The 21,608-nt window shown below is 67.1% G+C and carries 21 protein-coding genes; 19 read left to right on the plus strand and 2 right to left on the minus strand.

Annotated elements, in window-relative coordinates; translation table 11 throughout:
• The 18 genes from LZD57_RS00435 (at position 1) to LZD57_RS00520 (ending at position 19,583) form a co-directional block, all read left to right on the plus strand.
• On the plus strand, positions 1-852 hold the full coding sequence (locus LZD57_RS00435; protein ID WP_233717147.1) for a hypothetical protein: 852 nt from the start codon (positions 1-3) through the stop codon (positions 850-852).
• On the plus strand, positions 849-2,141 hold the full coding sequence (locus LZD57_RS00440) for a MotB family protein (RefSeq protein ID WP_233717148.1): 1,293 nt from the start codon (positions 849-851) through the stop codon (positions 2,139-2,141). The genes LZD57_RS00435 and LZD57_RS00440 overlap by 4 nt, the downstream gene beginning before the upstream one ends.
• Complete coding sequence (locus LZD57_RS00445; protein WP_233717149.1) at positions 2,141-3,616, plus strand: hypothetical protein; 1,476 nt, start codon at positions 2,141-2,143, stop codon at positions 3,614-3,616. Before LZD57_RS00440 ends, LZD57_RS00445 begins: the two co-directional genes overlap by 1 nt.
• The gene (locus tag LZD57_RS00450; RefSeq protein WP_233717150.1) at positions 3,613-7,749 is read left to right on the plus strand and encodes a flagellar hook-length control protein FliK; all 4,137 of its coding nucleotides are present in this window, start codon (positions 3,613-3,615) and stop codon (positions 7,747-7,749) included. Before LZD57_RS00445 ends, LZD57_RS00450 begins: the two co-directional genes overlap by 4 nt.
• A 245-nt stretch (positions 7,750-7,994) precedes the next feature.
• Positions 7,995-8,666, plus strand: coding sequence for a response regulator transcription factor (locus LZD57_RS00455; RefSeq protein WP_233717432.1), 672 nt, complete (start codon positions 7,995-7,997; stop codon positions 8,664-8,666).
• Positions 8,667-8,834: 168 nt separating this feature from the next.
• On the plus strand, positions 8,835-10,115 hold the full coding sequence (locus tag LZD57_RS00460) for a flagellar hook protein FlgE (RefSeq protein WP_233717151.1): 1,281 nt from the start codon (positions 8,835-8,837) through the stop codon (positions 10,113-10,115).
• Positions 10,116-10,153: 38 nt separating this feature from the next.
• Positions 10,154-11,608 carry a flagellar hook-associated protein FlgK gene (flgK, locus tag LZD57_RS00465; RefSeq protein ID WP_233717152.1) on the plus strand — a complete coding sequence of 485 codons (1,455 nt, stop codon included), beginning with the start codon at positions 10,154-10,156 and terminating at the stop codon, positions 11,606-11,608.
• 11 nt (positions 11,609-11,619) lie between these two features.
• Positions 11,620-12,711, plus strand: coding sequence for a flagellar hook-associated family protein (locus LZD57_RS00470; protein WP_233717153.1), 1,092 nt, complete (start codon positions 11,620-11,622; stop codon positions 12,709-12,711).
• A gap of 372 nt (positions 12,712-13,083) precedes the next feature.
• Complete coding sequence (gene flaF / locus LZD57_RS00475) at positions 13,084-13,431, plus strand: flagellar biosynthesis regulator FlaF (protein WP_233717154.1); 348 nt, start codon at positions 13,084-13,086, stop codon at positions 13,429-13,431.
• Between the two features lie 11 nt (positions 13,432-13,442).
• Positions 13,443-13,886, plus strand: coding sequence for a flagellar biosynthesis repressor FlbT (gene flbT, locus LZD57_RS00480; protein ID WP_233717433.1), 444 nt, complete (start codon positions 13,443-13,445; stop codon positions 13,884-13,886).
• 1 nt (position 13,887) lies between these two features.
• Positions 13,888-14,292, plus strand: a complete 405-nt coding sequence (flgD, locus tag LZD57_RS00485) for a flagellar hook assembly protein FlgD (protein WP_233717155.1) — start codon at positions 13,888-13,890, stop codon at positions 14,290-14,292.
• A gap of 2 nt (positions 14,293-14,294) precedes the next feature.
• Positions 14,295-14,567 (plus strand): flagellar biosynthesis protein FliQ, encoded by a 273-nt coding sequence (gene fliQ, locus LZD57_RS00490; protein WP_233717156.1) that lies wholly within the window; start codon positions 14,295-14,297, stop codon positions 14,565-14,567.
• 190 nt (positions 14,568-14,757) lie between these two features.
• Positions 14,758-16,869, plus strand: coding sequence for a flagellar biosynthesis protein FlhA (gene flhA, locus LZD57_RS00495; RefSeq protein ID WP_233717157.1), 2,112 nt, complete (start codon positions 14,758-14,760; stop codon positions 16,867-16,869).
• A complete protein-coding gene (locus LZD57_RS00500) occupies positions 16,866-17,621 on the plus strand; it encodes a flagellar biosynthetic protein FliR (RefSeq protein ID WP_233717158.1) in 756 nt (251 codons plus the stop codon). The genes flhA and LZD57_RS00500 overlap by 4 nt, the downstream gene beginning before the upstream one ends.
• Positions 17,618-18,022 carry an SPFH domain-containing protein gene (locus LZD57_RS00505; protein WP_233717159.1) on the plus strand — a complete coding sequence of 135 codons (405 nt, stop codon included), beginning with the start codon at positions 17,618-17,620 and terminating at the stop codon, positions 18,020-18,022. The genes LZD57_RS00500 and LZD57_RS00505 overlap by 4 nt, the downstream gene beginning before the upstream one ends.
• Positions 18,023-18,081: 59 nt before the next feature.
• The gene (locus tag LZD57_RS00510) at positions 18,082-18,612 is read left to right on the plus strand and encodes a rod-binding protein (RefSeq protein WP_233717160.1); all 531 of its coding nucleotides are present in this window, start codon (positions 18,082-18,084) and stop codon (positions 18,610-18,612) included.
• A 100-nt stretch (positions 18,613-18,712) separates the two neighbouring features.
• On the plus strand, positions 18,713-19,060 hold the full coding sequence (locus tag LZD57_RS00515) for a hypothetical protein (RefSeq protein ID WP_233717161.1): 348 nt from the start codon (positions 18,713-18,715) through the stop codon (positions 19,058-19,060).
• A gap of 4 nt (positions 19,061-19,064) precedes the next feature.
• A complete protein-coding gene (locus tag LZD57_RS00520; RefSeq protein WP_233717162.1) occupies positions 19,065-19,583 on the plus strand; it encodes a hypothetical protein in 519 nt (172 codons plus the stop codon).
• 78 nt (positions 19,584-19,661) lie between these two features.
• Here the strand turns inward: LZD57_RS00520 and LZD57_RS00525 are convergent, their stop codons facing one another.
• Positions 19,662-19,931 (minus strand): hypothetical protein, encoded by a 270-nt coding sequence (locus LZD57_RS00525; RefSeq protein WP_233717163.1) that lies wholly within the window; start codon positions 19,929-19,931, stop codon positions 19,662-19,664.
• 255 nt (positions 19,932-20,186) lie between these two features.
• Here LZD57_RS00525 and LZD57_RS00530 point away from each other — a divergent pair, with 255 nt between their 5' ends.
• Entirely contained in the window at positions 20,187-20,672 is a 486-nt protein-coding gene (locus tag LZD57_RS00530) for a hypothetical protein (protein WP_233717164.1), read from the plus strand.
• 93 nt (positions 20,673-20,765) lie between these two features.
• On the opposite strand, the gene iolB is transcribed toward LZD57_RS00530, so the two are convergent.
• Positions 20,766-21,590 carry a 5-deoxy-glucuronate isomerase gene (gene iolB, locus LZD57_RS00535; protein ID WP_233717165.1) on the minus strand — a complete coding sequence of 275 codons (825 nt, stop codon included), beginning with the start codon at positions 21,588-21,590 and terminating at the stop codon, positions 20,766-20,768.
• Between the last annotated feature and the right edge of the window lie 18 nt (positions 21,591-21,608).

Here is a 21,608-nt window from a genome sequence, read left to right on the forward strand (position 1 = left end):
ATGATCTCTCTCGCAGACTATCTCACGGAATTTCCCGAAGAGAGCGACAAGCCCTTCCAGAGCCTGAAGACGGCGAGGCCGGCGCCGCAGAAGAAGACGAGCTTCGAGCACCTGACGCTGGTGGCCGACGGCCTGCCGGTCAAGAAGCGCCCCGCCCGGAAGGTGCCGGAACATCTCGAGGCGATTCCGGAAATCGGCGACGAGGCGAAGGCCCTGGAAAGCGTCGACTTCGACGCCGCGGACTTCGGCTTCGACACTCCCACCTTCGGCGAAGACCCCGAGCCGGCCCTGCCGATGCTCCCGCAGGTGACCGAGGAAGACGTCGAGGCGGCCCGGGCGGAAGGCCGCGAGGACGGCCGGCTGGAAGCTCTCGCCGAGATCGACCAGCGCGTCGAGGCAGCGGTTGCCGCCGCGGTGGAAGCCGAGCGTGCGAAGGCTGCCTTGGCCACGGCCGAGGCGGTCGAAGCGGCCCGGCGCGAGGCGTTGGAAGAGGAGGGTGGCCGGCTCGCCGAGCTTCTCACCGACAAGCTCGATCGCATCGAGACGGCGATGCGCACGTCCTTTGCCAGCGTTCTGAAGCCGATCGCGATCGACATCCGCAGCCGCCAGACGGTCGAGGAACTCGCTGCCGCGGTCTCGACCCTGTCTCTCGACGGGCGCGCCCTGTCGCTCGAGGCGGTCGGTCCGGCGGCGCTTCTCGACGCCTTTGCCGAGGCGCTGGGCCCGCGCCGCGGCTTCGTCGCCTTCGAGGCCGACGAGAGCCTTTCCGACATCCGCATTTCCTGTGATCAGACGACGCTCGAAACCCGTCTCGCCGACTGGAAGCGCGCGCTGGAAGAGGCCTTGCAGTGAGCGAGCAGTCCGAGGCCGGCCACCTGGAACACCAGGAGATCATCATCGTCCGTCGCGGCGGCCATGGCGACGACGGCCACCACGGCGGCGCCTGGAAGATCGCCTTCGCCGACTTCATGACGGCGATGATGGCGTTCTTCCTGGTGATGTGGCTGACCAATTCGTCGGATACTGCGACGCGCAAGCAGGTCGCCCAGTATTTCAATCCGATCAAGCTCAACGATCCTTCGCCGGCCACCCGAGGCATCAAGCAGAAGGACGACGGCGCCGATCGCACCCAGAACGAGAACGGCGAAAGCGCCGCCGAGACCAACGGCGATCCGCGCGGCAACCCCGTCGCCGGCAACGAGACGGGCGGCGAGGAAAAGTCGATCTTTCGCGATCCCTATTCCGTGCTCACCGAGATCGTTTCGGAAAGCAACAAGAACGGCGACGGCGAGATGAGCGGCAAGCCGGACGGTTCCGGCCTGCCGGGGCTCAACGGCGGCGAGGCCTATCGCGATCCCTTCGATCCCGATTCCTGGCAGCTTTCGCCCAACATGATGGAAAGCGGCGGCCGGCTCGAAGACGTTCCGCCGATCGAATTCCGCACCGCCGTCCTGCCGCCGGAAGATCCGATGACCGATCCCGAAAAGGGACCGAAGGGCGAAGGCGTCGACGAGCCGGGCAAGTCCACGGCCGAGGGCGATCAGAAGGACAAGACCGGCTTCAAGCAGGCCGGCGAGGACGAGGGCGCGCCGAGCGGTCGTGGCAGGGACGCCGCCGGTAAGGCCGACGACGGCACTTTGTCGAAGGCCGGCAAGGGCGAGGGCAAGACCGGCAAAGGGGGCGAGGCGGAGAAGCTGCGGGCCGATCTCGGCGCCGAACTGTCCAAGCTCGGCGGCGATCTGCCGGCGAATGTCGAGGTCGTCGAGGGCAAGGGCGGCATCACCATCTCGCTCGCCGACGACGTCACGTCCGGCATGTTCCCGGTCGGGTCGGCCAAGCCGAGCGCCGATGCCATCCTGATGATGGAAAAGATCGCCGCGGTGCTGTCCAAGCGATCGGGCGAGATCACCATCCGCGGTCATACCGACGCGCGGCCCTATACCAGCGGCGAGTACGACAACTGGCGGCTGTCCACGGCCAGAGCTCACATGGCCTATTACATGCTCGCCCGTGGCGGCCTCGACGAGGGCCGTGTGAAGGCCATCGAGGGCTTCGCCGACCGCGAGCTCAAGGATCCGAAGAATCCCGAAGCTGCGATCAACCGGCGCATCGAAATCTTCCTGACCGAGCCCAGCGCCTGATGCGTTCCAGCGTTCCGCCCATGGCGCCTTTCCTGGCGCTCCTCGCCCTCGTGCTCGCGGCCCCGGCCGTGGGCGAAGAGGCGCATGACGATGCCGGCCACAGCACCGCCGAGCAGGTGCGCCAGGCCGGCGAAGCGGCCCGGCGGGGCGGTGGCGCTGCGGCGGCGGTCGGGAAGGACGCGCACGAAGCGGGCCGACATGGCGCGGCGGACGACGCCCACGCCAGTAACGGCGCCGAGGCTCACGACGGCGCCGCTGCCGACCACGACGCGGGTGGGGCAGGGCATGAAGGCGAGACCACCGAGGGCGACGGTGATGCGGCCCATGGCGCGGACAGCGCACACGCCACCCATGCCGAAGAGCCCGCGCCGACGCGCGGACCTCAGCCCTATCAGGTGATCCGTTCGCTGCAGTTCCTCCAGGATCAGGCGGCGCGCGGCAACGTCTCCGCCAACCGGGTCCAGTCGCGGCTCCTGCAGTGGTACGGCCCGGCCTTCGAGCGAGCGACCCAGGAGACCTGGAAGGACGGCCGCAATCAGCGCGCCGCCGCCCTTTTCGTCCTCAGCGGTGGGCCGCCCTCGGTGCTGCGCATGGTGCTCGCCAAGAACGATTTTCCCGCCGATGTCCGGCCGCTGCTCGACGGTGCGCTCGCCTATGTCGAGAACCGCCAGACGGACGCCCAGAAGCTTCTGTCGGCGCTCGACGTCGACGCGATGGAGCCTGGCCTGGCCGCGCAGATCAATCTCGCCGTGGCCCAGATGCAGGCGCAGGCCGCGCCCGACAAGGCACTGGAGCGCTTGCGGCGGGTGATGCTCGACGGCACCGGGACGCTGCTCGAGGAAGCGGCGCTGCGGCTGGCGATGGTGCTGGCCGAAGACCTCGGCGACCATGACCGGGCCGACGGATACGCACGGCTTTATTTCGACCGTTATGCGCGTTCCGTCTACGCCGGCAACTTTCGCGCGAGGTTCACGGCGCTTTATGTCGGGCGGCCCGTCGATCAGGCCGAAAAGACGGTGGAACTGATCGCCGATGCGGTGGAGCGGATTCCGCTCGCCGACCAGCTCAACATCTATCTGTCGATCGGCCGCCGGGCGCTGATCGCCGGCAACATGAAACTCGCCGGCATGGCGGGCGCGAAGGTCCTGGAGGTCTCCGGACTCACCGCGCAGGCGCGGCAGCGGGCGCTGCTCTACGTCTCGGCCTCGACGCTGACGGAGCGCGATCCGGCCGAGACGCTGGCAAAGCTCGACGAGATCGACCGCGAGAGCCTGCATCCCGCCGACCGCAAGCTCTACGACGCCGCGCTCTCGGTGCTGGGCGAGATCCGCAAGCCCCTGATGGCCGATGCCGGAACGGGTGCCGACGACAAGACGAATGCCGCCGAGGCGACACCGATCGATTCCGCCGTCGTCGACCGGGCGACGAAGCTTCTCGATGCCGTACGCAGTGATTTGAAGGACATGGACAAATGACGGCTGCTCGGGGAGTGTCGGGAGACGTTTCGACGGTGGCTGCCGGGCGCAAGGCGGGTCGGGAGAAGGCCGGCCATGCGGCCGAAGGAGAGGGCTTCGCCGCGGCCATGCGCGGCCTCGGTTCGGCGCGCGACGACAAGAGCGCAGCCACGGTCTCGTCCGCCAAAGCCAAGCCGACCGAGCGATCCGCTTTGCAGGCGGGCCGCCAGGGCGACTTCGCCAGGCAGCATGCGACCGTCGGCACCGATCGCGGCGAGGGCAAGGCGGAGACGAGGGGCGCGAGCCGTCTCGCCACGGCGAAGGACGAGGGCGCGGTCACCACGGCAGAAGCGGGCGAGACGACCGCCGGACGCAGGAAGCCGGCGCGTGTCGCTTCGGCGGAAAAGCCCGGCGCGGTTCTGGATGCGAAGACGTCCGGCAACGCCGATACCGGCGATGCCGGAGCCGCCGAGGGCTCGCCATCGAAGGCGAAGGCCGAGACGGTGAAAGGCGCGGGGGCGAAGGGCGACGGCGAAGCCGCCACGTCGCGCGGAAGACGCACGTCGCGGACGGAAGAGCAGGCCGTGTCGGCGAAGTCGGCGATCGCCGCGAAGGAGGGCGCCGGGCAGGTCGAAGGCGCAGACGTTGCGGCAGAGGCGGAAAGACTATCGCTCGCAACGACGAAGGACGGCGAAGCGAAGTCCGAGAATGACCTCGCGCCGCGTGTCGACGGCAAGGGGCGGCAGAGCAGGCTGTCGCCGCACGAGCGGCTCCTCGCCGAGCTCGACCCGGAATTGCGTCGTCTGCGGATCCTGCAGGCCGGCGCCGGCGACGAGGTGCCGGCCGTGGAATTGCAGCTTTCCGCCGAAGCGGTCGCCGAACGGCTCGGCGTCCTGCTGCCGGGCGAAGTGGACGAGAAGGCGCGAGAAGACGTCGCGCCGGCACGGCCGCGGAGCGGGCGCATCATCGTCACCGTCGGACGCGGCGACAGCTACGCGGTCGATCCCGTCGATCTCGACGAGGCTTCGGCCCCGGCGAGGGCGACAGTCGAGGCCGGATCCTCCGCGCAGGTTTCGCCGGACGCCAAGCTTGCGGCAATCCTCGGCGGGTTCAGTCTCGAAAGCCGCATCGTCGCTGCGACCGCGGCCGAGGCGGAACGGCGCCCGAGCGAGTTCGATCATGCCGGGACGCCTTTCGCCGCGCAGCTCGCCCGGGCGGGCGACACGGCCTCCGCCGCTAAAGCGAGCCCGACGATCGGGGACGTCCGGCCGCAAGGCGGCAGCGCCGCGGCCGCGCCGGTTGCCGCGCGGACTGCCACGTCGGGCGTGACGAGGCCGGCGAGCGCGGAGACGCCGCAGGCAGCGGCGACGACGTCGGACGCAGCCGGTCGCGCGAGTTTCACCGTTCCGGAAAGACGCGGGCTCGCTGCAGGAACGTCGGATTTGCCGTTCGCGGGACGAGCCGCCGCCGCCAGCTCCGGGGGCGTTGCCGGCACGGGGCCGGCGACTGCAAGCGCACATGCCGCCGGCGCGGCGGTGGACGCGACGCGCATGACCACCGTGCGGCTTCCCGAACAGCCCGGCTCGCCGCGTTCGCTCGGTCTCGGCGCCCGGGTGGACCTCGTCTCGATGCGGACGGATTTCGAGCCGGCGACCCGCCGGAGCGAACGTGCCGGTCGCGGCGATGCATCCGCCGGTCGCACCGGTCCCTCCACGGTCGAGGCCGGCAGCCCGGCGGGCACCGCATCGGCACGCAGCGCGTTTTCGGTCCTCGGTGAGACGCTTTCCGCGACGGCGCCGAAGGAGCAACCGTTCCAGCCGGCTCCGGCGGCGCTGCAGTCGCAAGCCGCCCGGCAGTCGGAAACGCCTGCGGCCAACGACACGGCGCTCGCCGCTCGGGCCGTCCAGGCGGATACCGGCAATGGCCGGGACCTCGGTGATCTGCCGGGGCGGCGGACACCGACGGGCGAGACGCCGTTTGCCGCTGCGGCGAATGTCGCGGCGGGATCGGGCCTTGCCAACACTGCGGACGGCGCGGCCCGCGGCGTCACCCCGACGGTCGCCGCCGCAGTCGCAGAACGTGGCTCGCCGGCCGATCGCGCGGCGCCGGCGGCGCCCCCTGCCGCAAAGCCGGCGACGGGTGGAAGAGGCGATGCGCCCGCTTCGTTCGAACAGGGAAGGCCCGGCGTTCCGATGCCGGCCTCGGGGGCCGCAGACGGCAGGGCGGCCGCCTCGACCGGCGCCGACGGCGCGGTCACGCCGAAATCGGCCGAGGCACCGTCCGGCGGCATGCCGGCGCGCGCCCCGCTGCCCGAAGACGCCGGTCGGACCTCGGGCCTGCCTCACTCCCGAGGCACGGAGTCCTCGGTCGAAGGCCGTGAGAATTCAAGTGCCGAGCGTTCGTCCGCGACCACGGCCGCGAGAAATGCATCCGGCGCGTCGGAAGCGCTGCCGAACCGCGAATTCGGAACGCGGCAGAGCGGCCATCCGGGCGTCGAACCAGGGCGGCCGAGCGACGCACGCGAGTCCGTTGCGCCGACCGGCCGGCGGGCGGACGCGATCGCTGCGGCGAACGGGGTCGAGAACAGCCGGCATGGCGTCGATCCGATTGCTTCCGGTGACGGCCTTCGGGCAGCCGTGCCGACGGATCCCCGGTCTGCCGGGGCGGCCGATGCCGGTTCGCCATCGGCTGCAAGGCATGAACGGGATGCGGCCGGTATCGCGACATCGGGCGAGAGCGCGCCGAGGCGCGCCGACCTCGGCGGCGCAGCGCCCGTTTCCGAGGCGCGGGCTCCGTCCCGGCCATCGGAAAGCGTCTCATCGCGCAACGATCCCGCCCCCGAGGGGGGAGGTCGCAATGCTCCGGTGACGGGTGAGGCCACCCCGGCGAAGACTGCGGCATCGACCACGACGGAGAGTTCGCTCCGCGCCGGCTCCACCGCGACCGGTCATGCGGCGTTCGCCGGCGGGTCTCCGTCGGCTGTCGCCGCGCCGGTGGATCGACCGGCAGAGGCGTCCTCCTCGACCCGGATTCGTAGCGAGGGCGCGGCGGCCACGGCACCGGCCGGCGAGCCGGCGCAGGGGATGCAGGGCGTGGGCCACGGATCGAGCGCCGAACCGTTGCGCCCGGCCGTCGCGACGAGCGCTCCGGTGACGGACGAGGGCGATCGGGGTCAGCACCAGCAACAGCAGCCTCGCGCCGTCGATCGGCCGGCGGCGGCTATGCCGACCGACGAAGCCAGGGGACCGGCGAGCCGCGCGATGCCCGTGTCCGGCGCTCAGCCGGAGGCTGCCGCCACCACGCCGGCGGCGTCGCGGAGCGAGCATCCGGTTGCCGCCGAGCCGACAGAGGGTATGCAGGGCACGGAGCCGACGGCCGAGCCGTTGCGCTCCGCCGCGTCTTCGACGGTTCCCGCCGCGGTTGACCGTGCCCAGCGTCCGGAACAGAGGGCCGAGGCCGGCGAAAGGCCGGGAATGCCGCCGCTCGACGAACTCGCCAGAACGAAGCCGCTCAGGCAGCCTTCCAGCCAGTCCGTCCGTTCGGAAGAGGGGACCGTCGCGGCGTCACGGCAAGGCATGCTCTCGGCTCCGACGGCCCAGGTCGCCGATGCGCTCGCAACGGCGCTCGTGCGGATGGATCCGGCCGCTAATGCGCCGGCCGGCGCGGACCGGACGCGCCTCAGGGCGGGCGGCGCCGCGCTGAAGACCATCCAGATCCAGCTTGCCCCCGAGAAGCTCGGCAAGGTCAACGTCACGCTCAAGCTGATCGGCGACAACCTCGCCGTCCACATCGAGGCCAGCGAACCGGAGACGGCACACCGGCTGAAGGACGATGGCGAGGGGCTGAAGTCGCTGCTGAAGTCGGCCGGCTTCGACGTCGACGAGGCGATCGTCACCGTCGGTGCGCGCGATGCGGCCGGCACGCGCGCGGCAAGTCAGCCGGGCGTTCCCGGCGATGCTTCGGCCTCCGGCCAGTCACGCGGCGAGGGATCGGCGAGCGGCCAGTTCGCCTCGGATGGCCAGGCGGGCCAGGGTGCGCGGCGTGAAGAGGGCCGCCAGCGGGGTTCGCAGGTTGCACCGGGCGCAAGATCCGTCGACGGGGCGGGGGAGGCCGGCGGTCGCAATCCGGGCCGCGACCCCTCGTTCTATCTGTGAAAGCGCCTCCCGGCGCGGCACGCCGGGCGGTGCGATCGGAAAGTTTTTGGTTTCGCGGCGGGCAAAATGCCCGCCGCGCGCCGTTAAGCTCTCGTTAACCAAAAACTTTTTCCTTAAAAATCAGTGAGTTGAACCTCAAAACGAAAGGCATGGTTAACAAACCCCAAATTCTTGGGATTGGTGCAAGACTCGCGTCAGGTTACCGTTTCTTTACCAACAACGCGGCGGCGGACGAGGGGCTGAAAATGATCGTAGTGGTTGATAATCGGGAACTGGTGACGAGCGGTTACGAGTCGCTTTTCGCACGCGAGGGCGTCTCGACGGCGACCTTCCATTCCAGCGAGTTTCGTGATTGGGTCGAGACGGCGCCCGACGCCGACATCTCGGCGGTCGAAGCCTTCCTGCTCGGCGACTTCGACGATCGGGCGGGATGCCCGCGGGTGATCCGTTCGCGGTCCACTGCGCCGATGATCGCGCTTTCGGAGAGCCGCAACCTGGACGGGACTCTCGATCTCTTCGCGGCCGGCGTCGACGACGTCGTCGCCAAGCCGGTCCACGTCAAGGAAATCCTGGCCCGCGTCGGCGCCATTCGCCGTCGTGAGAACGCCGAGGCGACCCGCACGGTGGTCGGCGAGATCTGCGTCTATCAGGACGGCCGCGACGCCGAAGTCGCCGGCAAGGCGATGGCCCTGCCGCGCCGCGAGCGCCGCATCCTCGAATATCTGGTGTCCAACCGCGGCCGCCGGGTTTCCAAGCAGCAGCTCTTCAACGCCATCTACGGCATCTTCGACGAGAACGTCGAGGAGAACGTCATCGAAAGTCACATCTCCAAGTTGCGCAAGAAGCTGAAGATGCGCCTCGGGTACGATCCGGTTTCTTCCAAGCGTTATCTCGGATATGGCATCGGTGTAGAGTAACGACCGATTTATTGCTAAAGTATTAAGGAGAAATGCCTTGCCGTTGTTTTTCGGCGAGGCATTTTTTATTTGCCCTTATGCTCGGTCGAAGCTGGCCCTTCACAGCTAGGCACAAGCTTTCCGGCTTATCCGTGGTCCAGCGGGGCAGACAACGGAGCCACACGGACCATGAGCATCAACGGCGTTTTCAGGACCAGCGTGTCGGGCATGAACGCACAGGCGAACCGCCTGTCGGCCATTTCGGACAATATCGGCAATGCCAACACCGACGGTTACAAGCGCAGCGAGACGGAATTTTCCTCGCTGATCTTCTCGCAGTCGGACGGACAGTACAATTCCGGCTCGGTCACGACACAGGTCCGGCAGACCATCAGCCAGCAGGGCAGCACCGCCAGCACGTCTTCGGCGACGGACGTCGCCATCCAGGGAGACGGCTTCTTCGTCGTCCAGGACGCCAATGGCCGCGACTTCTACACGCGGGCCGGTTCGTTCGTCGAGAAAACGCAGAACGTCGGCGGAACCGAGACGACCTATCTGGTCAACACCGCCGGTTACCGGCTGACCGGCACGTCGCTGACGGACGGCACGACCGGCCCGATCGAGCTGCCCGTCGGCAAGCTGATCGCCCCGAAGAAGACCGAGTCGGCGGAGTTTTCCGTACAGCTGCCGTCCTCCGCCAAGGCCGTTGCCAGCGGCACGGCCCCGAGCGCGACCTCTCCCGCCGACACGGCTTTCACCAAGAAGACCTCGCAGGTCGTCTACAACCAGCTCGGCGAAGCGCGCACTCTCGACATCTACATGACCAAGACGGCCGAGAGTCCGACGAATGCGACGGACGACTGGACGATCTCGATCTTCGATCAGTCGCAGTCGACGAACGGCGGTTTCCCCTACACGGCGACCGCTCCGGAGACCCTCGTGGACTACAGCCTCGACGTGTCGTTCAACCCGGTGACCGGCCTGCCGACCACTGCCGTCGGGGCGCAGAGCCTGACGCTCGCCGACGGCAGCACGATGGACCTCGATTTCAAGTCGCTGACCCAGTACGGCACGGACTTCTCCGCCAAGGTGACGCCCGACGGCAATCCCGCCGGCTTCATCAGCGAGTTCAAGATCAGCGACGAGGGCGTCGTCAACGGCATCATGAGCACGGGCAATACCGTGCCGCTCTATCAGATCAATCTCGCGACCTTCTCGAGCCCGGATCGGCTGACCGCGGGCGTCGGCAACGTCTACTCCGCCAATGCCGATTCCGGTGCCGCCGTCAACGGCATTCCCGGGGTGAACGGCTTCGGCTCGCTGAAGTCCAACGCCATCGAACAGTCGAACGTCGATCTGGCCACCGAACTGACGGACATGATCGAATCCCAGCGCTCCTACAGCGCCAATTCGAAGGTCTTCCAGACCGGCTCGGAAATCCTCGACGTCATCATCAACCTGAAGCGCTGATCGGCGCGCGGCGGCTTTCGCGACGGGGTTAAACCGAAATGTCTCTACTTTCCGCCTTCTCGAGCGCGCGGTCGTCGCTGGCCACGGTCTCGCAGCAATCGGCGCTGGTTTCCCGCAACGTCGCGAATGCGGAAAATCCAGCCGCCACGCGCAAATTCGCCACCCAGTCCTCGTTGATCTATGGTGGCGTGTCGATCGGCTCGATCTCCCAATCGAGCAATCAGGCGCTGTTCACCTCGATGACCAGCGCCAACGCCTCCCTGGCGGCGGCCGACGTCACCTACGGGGCGCTCAACTCCATCCGGAGCGTCATCGGCGACACCGATTCGATCGCCTCGCCCGCGGCTCGTCTGACCGAGCTCGAGGCGGCCCTGTCGCAATATGCCGTGACCCCCGAAGACACGCAGACGGCGCGCGCCGCCGTCAGCGCGGCCTCGGATCTCGCCAACAGCCTGAATGCCGCGACGAGCGCCATCCAGGCGGCGCGAACCGATGCCGACCGGCAACTCGCCGATACGGCGAACAAGATGAACGGCCTGCTCGAGAAGTTCGAGAAGCTGAACAACAAGATCATGGTCGGCACCGCGACCGGTCAGGACATCACCGACGAGGTCGACCAGCGGGACCAGATCGTCACGGAACTGTCCGGCTATGTGGGGCTGAACGTCCAGGTCCGGGCCGGCAACGACATGACGCTGCATACCGACTCGGGCATCACCCTGTTCGAGACCACGGCGCGGCAAATCGAGTTTTCGCCGAAATCGGCCTACGATGCCACCGTCGTCGGCGGCAGCTTCAAGATCGACGGCGTCAGCGTCAGCGGCGCGTCGGCCGGCATGCCGATCAAGTCGGGCAGCATCTATGGCCTGCTGACCTTCCGCGACGAGACCGCCGTGACCCTGCAGGGGCAGTTCGACGAGATCGCCTCTTCGCTGGTGCAGGCGTTTTCCGAGCCCGATGCGGTCACCTCGACCACGTCCTGGTCCGGGCTCTTTTCGATCGCAGCCGACGGATCGTCCACCATCGTCGACGCCACCGCTTCGAAGACCGGTTTTGCCGGACGCATCAGCGTCGCCGCGAATGTCGTCGCCGATCCCACTTATCTGCGGGACGGCAACATCTCCGGCCAGAGCATCGACTACAATACCAACGACAATGCCGGCTTCAGCGAACGGCTGAACGCTCTCATCGCCAATCTGTCCGGGCAGCGCAGCTTCGACGGTTCCCTCGGGGCCGGCACATCCGGGACGATCGGCGACTACATCGCCTCCACGATCAGCTGGCTCGAAGACAAGCGGTCGGCAGCCAACGACAACGTCGACTACCATTCGACCGTGCTGTCGCGGGCCCAGGAATCGCTCTCCGACCTGACCGGGATCAATCTCGACGAGGAGATGGCCCATCTTCTCGATCTCGAACGCTCCTATCAGGCATCGAGCAAGCTGATCTCGACGATCGGCGAAATGATCGACTCCATCCTCCAGATCGTCTGAGAAGCCTCGCCATGACAAATTTTCTCGTGTCGAACTATTCGATCCTGTCCGCGCCCCGCAACGCCGTCTCGAAGATCCAGCAGGAGCTGGTCATCATGCAGAAGCAGGCGACGACCGGCCGGCTCGCGGACGTCGGTCTGACGCTCGGATTGCGGACCAGCCAGTCGATTTCGCTCCGCTCGGAAAACGAGAGCGCCACCCGGCAGCTCGATACCAACGCCATCATCTCCCAGCGCTTCTCGATCATGCAGAACGCCATGGACTCGCTTGCGGCCACCGGCGGTTCGCTGCTCTCCTCGCTGATCGCCAACGGCTCCAGCGACCCCGGCACGACTGCCAACATCGATCAGGCGAGGGCGAGCCTGCAGCAGTTCGTCGGCGCCCTCAACAGTTCTGCGGGAGCTCGCTTCCTGTTCTCCGGCACGGCGACCGACAAGCCCGCGATCGGCTTTGCGACGGCGAGCGGCGGCACCGCCGGCACCTATTTCGAGGGGTCGAAGGCCCAGGACGCCACGGCAGCCGCCTTCACCGCCGCGTTCGGGATCGGCCAGAGCGATCCGGCCGTCGCCGACATCAGCGCGAGCGATCTCGAGGCCTTCCTCGACGGTGCGTTCGACGATCTGTTCTCGACCAGTCCGACAGGTCCGAACGGCGGCTGGAAGGACAACTGGTCGAATGCCGGCGAAGGCACGACGGTGAACCGGATCAGCGACAGCGAGTCGATCAAGACCTCCTACTCGTCCGACGAAGAGGCCTTCCGGAACATCGCCAAGGCTTACGTGATGCTGTCCGACCTCGGCAACGCCAACATGAACGAGAGCGCGCGCCAGCTTCTCACAAGCCGCGCCATCGAAACTCTCTCCAAGGGGCTCAGCCAGATCACGGAACTGCAGGCGGAGATCGGCGGAAGCCAGCAACGGCTCGACATCGCCAACGAGACGCTGGACGCCCGCAAGAACGTCCTGACCATATCGATCTCCAATTTGGAAGAGGTCGACCAATACGAGGCGAGTACCCGGGTCACCGGGCTGCAGACGCTGCTCGAGACGTCCTATGCGCTGACGGCGCGCATCTCGCGACTGAGCCTGTTGAACTATCTCTGAGCTTGGGTGCACCGATGGCGACTGCAGGAACAGCATCGCGGACGACAGACGGGGCGGACGGACGAAAGCCGCGCTTGCCGCCGCTCTTTTCCGTCCGGACCGGCACGACGTTCGACTCCCTCGGGAAGGACCGGCCGTGCGGCGGCCACGGGCCGGAGCGGCGAGCCGGCAGGGACGGGGGACCGACCGCCGTGACCCGCGCCGTCGCCCGTCCGGGCGACGAGAGGATTTTCGCCGGCGCGCTCTGCTGAGCGTGGCAAGCACCGACGACCGCGTTGGGGCGCCGAGGCGGCCCATCGAAACCAATCATTGAGTTCACCAAGCCCGAACGTCGGCTGCCAGCCGTTCAACGGGTAGGATCAAGGGGTAGGAATGTACCAGTTCTCCTATGCGGAAATCTCCGAGGACGTCGAGATCAACGCACGCGAACGCGAACGCCAGGCGCTCGACCATTCGATCGACCTGCTGGAGCGCGCAGAGAAGAACGGGCCACGATCCCGAGATGCGATCGAGGCGATCTACATGACGAGGAGTCTCTGGGCGATCCTCGTCGAGGACCTGTCCAGCGCCGAGAACGGCCTGCCCGAAAATCTGCGTGCTGAGCTCATCTCGATCGGACTGTGGATCATGCGCGAGGCAGAAGCGATCCGTCTCGGCCGGTCGAGCAATTTCCAAGGCATCATCGAAATCACCACCCTGATCCGCAACGGGCTGAACTGACCATGGCAATCCTGCGCATTTCTCTGCGGGCCGGCGAGCGCATCTTCGTCAACGGCGCCGTCCTGAAGGTCGACCGGAAGACGACCCTGGAATTCCTCAACGACGTGACCTTCCTCCTGGAGAGCCACGTCATGCAGGCCGAGCAGGCGAAGACGCCGATGCGGCAGCTCTACTTCATCGTGCAGATGATGCTGATGGATCCGAACAGCTCCGAGGCGGCCATGGTGCTCTTCGGCAAGGCGCATCCGGCGATGCTGAAGACCTACAGCAACCGCGACATCATCGACGGCCTGCTCGAGGTCGAGGATCTGATCGCTCGCGGCCGCACCTTCGAGGGCCTGAAGCGGATCCGCTCGATGATCCCGCTTGAGGACGACATACTCGGCGAGGTCTCGGACGTCGGCAGCCCGGTCGCCAAGTTCGAGCCGCCGCTTCGCCTCGCTGCGGGAGCCTGAGATGAGCGTCGGCGCCGTCTCCTCCGTTGCGACGACCTCGCAGTCGAGCAGCATCACGACCGCCAGCAAGAAGTCGACGCTCGACTACGACGCGTTCCTGAAGCTTCTCGTCGCCGAGATGTCGAACCAGGATCCGCTCAATCCGACCGACTCGACGGAATATGTCGCCCAGTTCGCGACCTTCTCCTCGGTCGAACAGCAGATCCAGACGAATTCGCGGCTCGATTCGATGATGGCGGTTTCGGCTCTGACCCAGGCGAATTCGCTGATCGGCCGGACGATCACCTCTGCCGACGGCCAGACCAGCGGCGTGGTCGCGGCCGTCAGGGCCGGCAGTCTGGGGATCGAAGCGGTCACCGACGGCGGCAAGACGGTCCTGCTCGGTTCCGGCACGGTGGTCGAATAGCCATGAACGAAGCGGAAGCCATCGAGATCGTCCAATCGGCCGTCTGGACGATCGTTGCAGGCTGTGGGCCGGCCGTTGCCGCCGCCATGGCCGTCGGCGTCGTCATCGCGCTGTTTCAGGCGCTCACCCAGATCCAGGAGGTGACGCTCACCTTCGTGCCGAAGATCCTGGCGATCTTCGTCGTCATCGCGCTGACGGCGTCCTTCACCGGGGCGCAGGTCTACGCCTTCACCCAGGAATCCTACTCGCGGATCGAGTCCGGCTTCGATCGCTGACCGCCGACGGATCCGCGAAAGTCGCCGAGCGCAAATCCCATGGCCCGCCGGATCCGATCCGGCGGGCCTTTTTCGTGGCCGTCGATCGATGAGACCAAATCAGCCTGAAGCAACCTTGATCTGCGACGACCTGAGTCCGGCGTACGGGCCCGGCACGTCCGCCACCAGAGACCGCAGATAGGGTTGGTTCATGGCCGTCGACATTCTGAAGCCCGGTGCCCCCAGCGCTCAGAAAGCACAGAACGACAGGAAGTCCGGCAACCGCGAGATCGGCTTTGCGCTCGCGGTCGTGATGATCCTGACCATCCTGTTCGTCCCGATCCCGCCATTCCTCATCGACATCGGCCTGTCGTTTTCCGTCGCCCTGTCGATCCTGATCCTCATGGTCGCGCTGTGGATCCAGAAGCCGCTGGAATTCTCCGCCTTCCCGACCGTCCTCCTGCTGGCGACGATGCTGCGCCTGTCGCTCAACATCGCGACGACGCGGATGATCCTGTCGCAGGGCCACGAGGGCGTGAACGCCGCCGGTCACGTCATCGGCGGCTTCTCGCAATTCGTCATGGGCGGCGATTTCTTCATCGGCATCATCGTCTTCGTGATCCTGATCACGGTGAACTTCCTCGTCATCACCAAGGGCGCGACTCGTATCGCCGAGGTCGGCGCGCGCTTCACCCTCGACGCCATCCCCGGCAAGCAGATGGCGATCGACGCCGATCTTTCGGCGGGTCTCATCGACGAGAAGGAATCCCAGCGGCGCCGCAAGGAGCTGGAGGAGGAAAGCTCCTTCTTCGGCTCGATGGACGGTGCGTCGAAATTCGTCCGCGGCGACGCCATCGCAGGCCTCATCATCACCGCCGTCAACGTCTTCGGCGGCATCGTCATCGGCGTAACCCGCTATGGCATGGAAGTCGGCGCGGCGGCCGACGTCTTCACCAAGCTGTCGGTCGGCGACGGCCTCGTCTCGCAGATCCCGGCGCTGATCGTCTCGCTCGCCGCCGGTCTTCTCGTCTCGAAGGGCGGAACCCGCGGCGCCGCGCAGACGGCGGTTCTCAACCAGCTCGGACATTATCCCCGCGCCCTGATGGTCGCGGCGGCGCTGATGGCGCTTCTCGCGCTGCTGCCGGGCCTGCCTTTCCTGCCCTTCATCGCGACGGCGGGGGCCATGGCCTTCGTCGCCTGGTCGGTCCCGAAGCAGCGCCGGCAGGCGGAGGCGGCCGTCGTCGCGGAAAAGGCCGCCCAGGAGAAGCTCAGCGCCGAGGCGGAGAAGGACTCCGTCAAGGAATCGCTGAAGATGGTCGAGATCGAGCTGGTGCTCGGCAAGCAGACCTCGGCCCACATGCTGGCCAAGCGCGAGGAAATGGCCCGCCGTGTCCAGAAGATGCGCAAGCGCTTCGCCGCCCGCTACGGCTTCGTCGTTCCCGAAATCAAGCTGTCGGACGACCTGACGATCGATCCGAAATCGTACCAGATCAAGATCCACGGCACGACCGTCGCCTCCCAGCCGCTGCGCCTCGGCGAGATGATGATCGTGCTCGGCGATGCGCCGGGTCCGGACGTCCCGCACGACATCACCAAGGAGCCGGCCTTCGGCATGCGCGCGGCCTGGGTGTCGGAGAGCTTTACCGGCGAGCTGAAGCGTCAGGGCTTCGAGCCGATCGACACGCTGTCGATCGTCCTCACCCATCTGTCCGAGGTCATCCGCAACAACCTCGCGCAGCTCCTGTCCTACAAGGACATGCGGGTGCTGCTCGACCGGCTCGACAGCGAGTACAAGCGGCTGATCGACGAGATCATCCCGACCCACATGTCCTATTCGGGCCTGCAGGCGGCGCTGAAGCTCCTGCTCGCCGAGCGCGTCTCGATCCGCAATCTCAACCTCATCCTCGAGGCCATCGCCGAGATCGCGCCGCATGTGCGACGGTCCGAGCAGATCGTCGAACACGTCAGAATGCGCATGGCCCAGCAGATCTGCGGCGATCTCCTGCACAACGGCAAGCTCTCGGTGCTGCGCCTCGGCAACCAGTGGGATCTCGCCTTCCACCAGGCGCTGAAGCGCGACGCCAAGGGCGACGTCGTCGAGTTCGACATCGATCCGCGTCTCGTCGAACAGTTCGCCGGAGAGGCGACCAAGGTGATCCGCGCCAAGATGGACCAGGGCGAATCCTTCGTGCTCGTCTCGGCGCCCGACGCGCGGCCCTACGTCCGGATGATGATCGAGCGGATCTTCGTCACCCTGCCGGTCCTCAGCCACGTCGAGATCGCCCGCGGCGTCGACATCCGCCCCATCGGTTCGATCTCGTGATCGGCGCGCTTCCCGACGTCGCCCTGGCGCTGTTCCTGATCTTCTGCCGGGTCGGAACCTGCCTCATGGTGATGCCGGGGGTTTCGTCGGTCCGCATCCCGGTCCAGGTCCGGCTGTTCCTGTCCTTCGCCGTGTCGCTGGCGTTGGCGCCGGGTCTGCTTCCCATCGTCCAGCCGCTGGTCGGGACGGGCGACGATGCGGAGCGGCTGCGTCTCATCTTCTCCGAGGCGCTGGTCGGCTTCGTGATCGGCATGCTCGGACGCATCTTCATGCTCGCCTTGAGCTTTGCCGGCCATCTCGTCGCCAATCTCATCGGCATGGGCCAGGCGCTCGGTCCGTCGATCGAGGACAACGACAGCTCCGCGGCCCTGACGACGCTGATCACCATGACCGCGACGACGCTGATCTTCGTGCTCAACCTTCACGCCGAGATCGCCCGGGCGCTCGTCGCCTCCTATTCGGCGATCGTTCCCTCGATCGGCTTCACCGCCCAGGCGAGCCTGATCGCCGTCACCGACAATCTGTCGGAGGCCTTCCTCCTCTGCCTTCGGCTCTCCAGCCCGTTCATCCTCTACGCCGTGATCGTCAATTTCGCCATCGGCCTTGCCAACAAGCTGACGCCGGCGATCCCGATCTACTTCATTTCGCTGCCTTTCGTCCTCGCCGGCGGGGTGGTGCTCTTCGGCTATACGATCGGGGACTTCATGACGATCTTCATGCAGGAATTCCAGAACTGGGTGCTGAACGGATGAGCGAGACCGCCGACCGGGTCAAACGGCTGAACCGCATCCTCAAGGTCCAGGCGCAGAAGCGCCTCCTGGAGGAATGGCGCATCGGCCAGCTGCGCGAGCAGCGCTCCGCCCTGGAAAAGTCGGATGCCGACATTCTCGCCAGCCTCGGCGTCGACAACGCCCTGCACGGTCTGTTCGTCGGCGCCAAGGTCAGCAACCTTCGGCGCAACGAGGCGGAACGCACGAAGCTCACCGAGGCCGAGAGCCAGGCCGAAGAACGCCTGCGGCAGGTGCGCCGGGTCGAAAAGAGCATCGAGAAGGCCCGGAACCGCACCGGGCGGCTGGCGGATGCCGAGGACGAGGCCAAACAGCGCGACGCCAGCATCGACGCCTTCCTCGCCCGCACAACAAGCTTCGAATAAGCCGGGCGCACTAGAACGACGGCAACGATCCGGCAACCGAAGCGGCACGGCATGCGTCCATGACGATCTCCAACGACTTCTCGATCAATCCGGCTGCCCTTGCCGCGACGAAAGCCGAGGCCGTCGGTCGGACGGCGCGGCCGACCGCGACGCCGGCCGCGGGCGAAGGCTTCGCGGCAGCGCTGGCGACGGCGGGCGAGACGTCGAGAACGGCCGCGGGGACGGGGAACTCGGCGCAGTCGACGATCCGTCCCCTGGTCAAGCACGAGGCGCGCGACGTGCCGCCGCTCGAACAGTTCGAGGGCTTCGTTCTCAGGAGTTTCGTCGAATCCATGCTGCCGAGCGGGGAATCGGAATTCTTCGGCAAGGGAACCGCCGGCGACATCTGGCGCTCGATGCTGGCCGAAGAGATCGGCAACGAAATGGCCAAGGGTGGCGGCATCGGCATTGCCGACACGATCGCCAAGAAGGGTGGCGCGCCGGCGGAGGGCCGCGCGAGCGCAGTGCTCGGCGATGGCACGGCAAAGCTCCACGCAGAGAACGACGCCGCGCTTGCGGCGACCCACCGTATCGCGCGGCACGGCGGCTGACCGGCGGGCGGCCCGCCGCCGCCCACCGACGCCCCGGGCGAATGATCGACCCGGCCGCTCGATGCGAGCGGCGGCATAACGACAAACAAGGATGGTTCGGATGTACCAGGCAATCGAAAAGGCGGCGGATCGGCTGGAATCGATCCTTTCACTCGAAATCGACACGCTTCGCGGCCAGACCAGCGAGCCGCTCGCCGAACTCACCACCCGCAAGAACCACTGCCTGCTCGAGCTCAGCCGCCTGTCACGGGCGCTCGCCGGCCAGAACGAGCGGGATACCCGCATCGAGGAGCGGCTGCGGCTTCTGAAGAAGGCGTTGCAGGAAAACCATCGGATCCTCGGCCTGCACGTCAAGGCGAGCCACGAGATCGGCGGCGTGATCGCGGCGACCATCGCGGCGGCCGATTCCGACGGCACCTACACCACTGCCGTCGTTCGCCGGGGCTGAACCGGTGATCAAGCTGATCGGCATCGGCGTCTGGGCCGCCATCGTCGCGCTCGGATCGAGCTACGTGATGGCGTCGGTCTTCGCCCCGGCGCCGGAGGCGGCGGTGAGCAAGGAGCCGACCTATTTCGACGGGCTCGACTACCGCTCGACCGAAAGCGTGACCATTCCGATGATTTCGCACGAGACGATCAAGGGCTACATCCTCGCCCGTTTCGTCTACACGATCGACGGCAGCGTCGGAAACGCGCTGAAGGTGCCGCCCGATCCGTTCATCCTCGACGAGGTCTTCCGGCGGCTCTATTCGACCGACAGCTTCGACTTCGAGCGGCCCGAAAAATTCGACCTGACCGAACTGACGACGTCGATCCGCGATGCGGTCAATGCCCGCTTCGGCCAGGAGCTGTTGCACGAGCTTCTCGTCGAGCAGTTCGACTACATCGCCAAGAAGGACGCGCGCAGCGGCAACGCCGGCGGCGACAAGTCCGCCGGCGAACCCGTCAAGATCGGCAGCGCCGGCCACTGATCCCGGCCCGCCCGTGACGGCGCCGGCTGCGTCGGGGAGCCGGCAGGCCGGACCTCGCTCGCCCCGCCGTCGTCGACGTCATTCCGGCAACGCGTAGTAACGCCCGGTGAGCCGGCGGATGTCGGCGCGCGTCGGCTGGATTTCGGCGCCGACGAAGCGCACGCCGATCTCGCGACCCGCCTGCCAGACGATCACCACCGGCGCCAATCGCAACTCGACTTCGTCGAGGACGAAGAAGCGTGGCGGGAGGGGGCGGTCCGAACCGCGACGGATGCGCGCGCCGCCCCGCGATCGATCGTAGAGCATGCCGTCGTCGAGGAACTTGCCGGACAGGCCGGCGAGCTTCACCGGCCGCAGCCTCGTGCGCCGCCGCGCATCGAGGCGCCCGTCCTTCCCCCGTTGTTCGCTCCGTGAGTCCTGCATGGCAACAGGTTAGGCGCGATCCCTTCAACAAACCCTGAACCGCGCCAAGATCAGCCTCGTCGACTTGCGGCCTTCGCCCGACCCCATCGAGAAAAGATTAACCCGGGCCTGCGATGCTCGGAAACGTCGAGGCCGCATGATGCCGCTTCGCCCGTCTCCCCACGCATCGAGGTCGTCATCATGAGTCAGAGCGCGTCCGTTTCGGCTGCCCGGAAGCTGAACGCCGCAAACCAGTCGGACCGGATCGTCAAGGCGCTGTCGCTGTGCCTCTTCGTCCTGTCGACCAGCTTCTTCTCCGTGGTGACGGCGATCTCCTACATGTATCCGGGCTATTTCGACCGGCTCCTGATGGAGCGGATGGCCGAAGCCGAGATCGATCCGATCGCCGTCGGCTCGACCTCGAAGGCCGAGGATGACGGCGAGGCCTCGGACGTCGCGGCGTTGCCGGTGCCGGTGCAGGTTCGGCCGTGGGCGCTGAAGCCGCAGGACTTCTCGATCGTGATGGTGTTCGGCGACGAGGCGCATCTCGCCTCGCCGGGCGAACTCTGGCACGTCCAGGTGGGCTCGACGGTGCCGGGCCTCGGCCGGATCCTCGCCATCGAGGCGAGCAGGGACGGCGGCACCGTCAAAGCCGAGAACGCCACGCTGAAGGGCGTACCGCAGTAGGCTCCGGCCGACTTCTGCCTCCACCGGCTACGGCGTCCTGCTGCCCTCCGGCCGATCTCCGAGGCGATGTTCCGCTGCGTTGCCTCAGAGGTTTCAGGCGTCGCGCCTGGCGATCCAGTCGTGGTCGGGATGGTTCTTGAAGCGCCACTTGCGCAGCGGGCCGGCCATGACGTTGAGGTAATACATCTCGTAGCCGTAGGGCGCGGCGCAGGGGTGATGGCCCTTCGGCACCAACACCACGTCGTGGTCGGAGACGCTCATCGTCTCGTCGAGCGTGCCGTCCTCGGTGAAGACCCGCTGGTGGCCGTAGCCCTGCGCCGGGTTCAGCCGGTGGTAATAGGTCTCTTCGAGATAGGTCATGTCCGGAAAGGCGTCCTCGTCGTGCCGATGCGGCGGATAGGACGACCAGTGGCCGGCGGGGGTGAAGACCTCCGTGACGAGCAGCGAGTCCGCGACGTCGCGCTCCTCCATGGCGATGGCGTTGATGTGGCGAAGGTTCGTCCCCTTGCCGCGGTCGGCGAGCGAGATGCCTTCGGGCCCGATCCGCGCGGCCTCGTGGCCGCCGGAGCCCGGCGCGGTGCAGACGGCGAGCGTGCAGGCCGTGGTGGCCGTCGCCGACCACTCGCTGGCGTTCGGCACGTAGAGGCAGTGGGGCGGCGTCTTTTCGAAGACGTCCATGCGATCGCCCATCTCGCCAAACTCCTCGCCGTCTGCCGAGATCGTCGCCTTTCCCTCCACCAGCACGAGGATCGCCTCGCGATCGCCCGTCGCCTCGCCGGCGGTTTCGCCCGGGGCGAGGCGGTAGAGCGAGAAGCCCACATAGGTCCAGTCCGGCGACAGCGGGGACTTGGCGTTCTCCGGCGTGATGACATGGACCTTGCCGGTCGTGCCGGTCGGTTTGCGCAACAGATCGCTCATCGCGGCGCTCCTTTTCGT

This window comes from Jiella avicenniae, assembly GCF_021390325.1.
Taxonomy (GTDB): Bacteria; Pseudomonadota; Alphaproteobacteria; order Rhizobiales; family Rhizobiaceae; genus Jiella; species Jiella avicenniae.

Coding starts and splice junctions, on each gene's coding strand:
- flgK (WP_233717152.1), top strand. CDS start 10,154: ATGTCTCTACTTTCCGCCTTCTCGAGCGCGCGGTCGTCGCTGGCCACG.
- iolB (WP_233717165.1), bottom strand. CDS start 21,590: ATGAGCGATCTGTTGCGCAAACCGACCGGCACGACCGGCAAGGTCCAT.
- LZD57_RS00505 (WP_233717159.1), top strand. CDS start 17,618: ATGAGCGAGACCGCCGACCGGGTCAAACGGCTGAACCGCATCCTCAAG.
- flgD (WP_233717155.1), top strand. CDS start 13,888: ATGAGCGTCGGCGCCGTCTCCTCCGTTGCGACGACCTCGCAGTCGAGC.
- LZD57_RS00450 (WP_233717150.1), top strand. CDS start 3,613: ATGACGGCTGCTCGGGGAGTGTCGGGAGACGTTTCGACGGTGGCTGCC.
- LZD57_RS00435 (WP_233717147.1), top strand. CDS start 1: ATGATCTCTCTCGCAGACTATCTCACGGAATTTCCCGAAGAGAGCGAC.
- LZD57_RS00445 (WP_233717149.1), top strand. CDS start 2,141: ATGCGTTCCAGCGTTCCGCCCATGGCGCCTTTCCTGGCGCTCCTCGCC.
- LZD57_RS00460 (WP_233717151.1), top strand. CDS start 8,835: ATGAGCATCAACGGCGTTTTCAGGACCAGCGTGTCGGGCATGAACGCA.
- LZD57_RS00455 (WP_233717432.1), top strand. CDS start 7,995: ATGATCGTAGTGGTTGATAATCGGGAACTGGTGACGAGCGGTTACGAG.
- LZD57_RS00510 (WP_233717160.1), top strand. CDS start 18,082: ATGACGATCTCCAACGACTTCTCGATCAATCCGGCTGCCCTTGCCGCG.
- LZD57_RS00470 (WP_233717153.1), top strand. CDS start 11,620: ATGACAAATTTTCTCGTGTCGAACTATTCGATCCTGTCCGCGCCCCGC.
- LZD57_RS00515 (WP_233717161.1), top strand. CDS start 18,713: ATGTACCAGGCAATCGAAAAGGCGGCGGATCGGCTGGAATCGATCCTT.
- flhA (WP_233717157.1), top strand. CDS start 14,758: ATGGCCGTCGACATTCTGAAGCCCGGTGCCCCCAGCGCTCAGAAAGCA.
- LZD57_RS00530 (WP_233717164.1), top strand. CDS start 20,187: ATGAGTCAGAGCGCGTCCGTTTCGGCTGCCCGGAAGCTGAACGCCGCA.
- flaF (WP_233717154.1), top strand. CDS start 13,084: ATGTACCAGTTCTCCTATGCGGAAATCTCCGAGGACGTCGAGATCAAC.
- fliQ (WP_233717156.1), top strand. CDS start 14,295: ATGAACGAAGCGGAAGCCATCGAGATCGTCCAATCGGCCGTCTGGACG.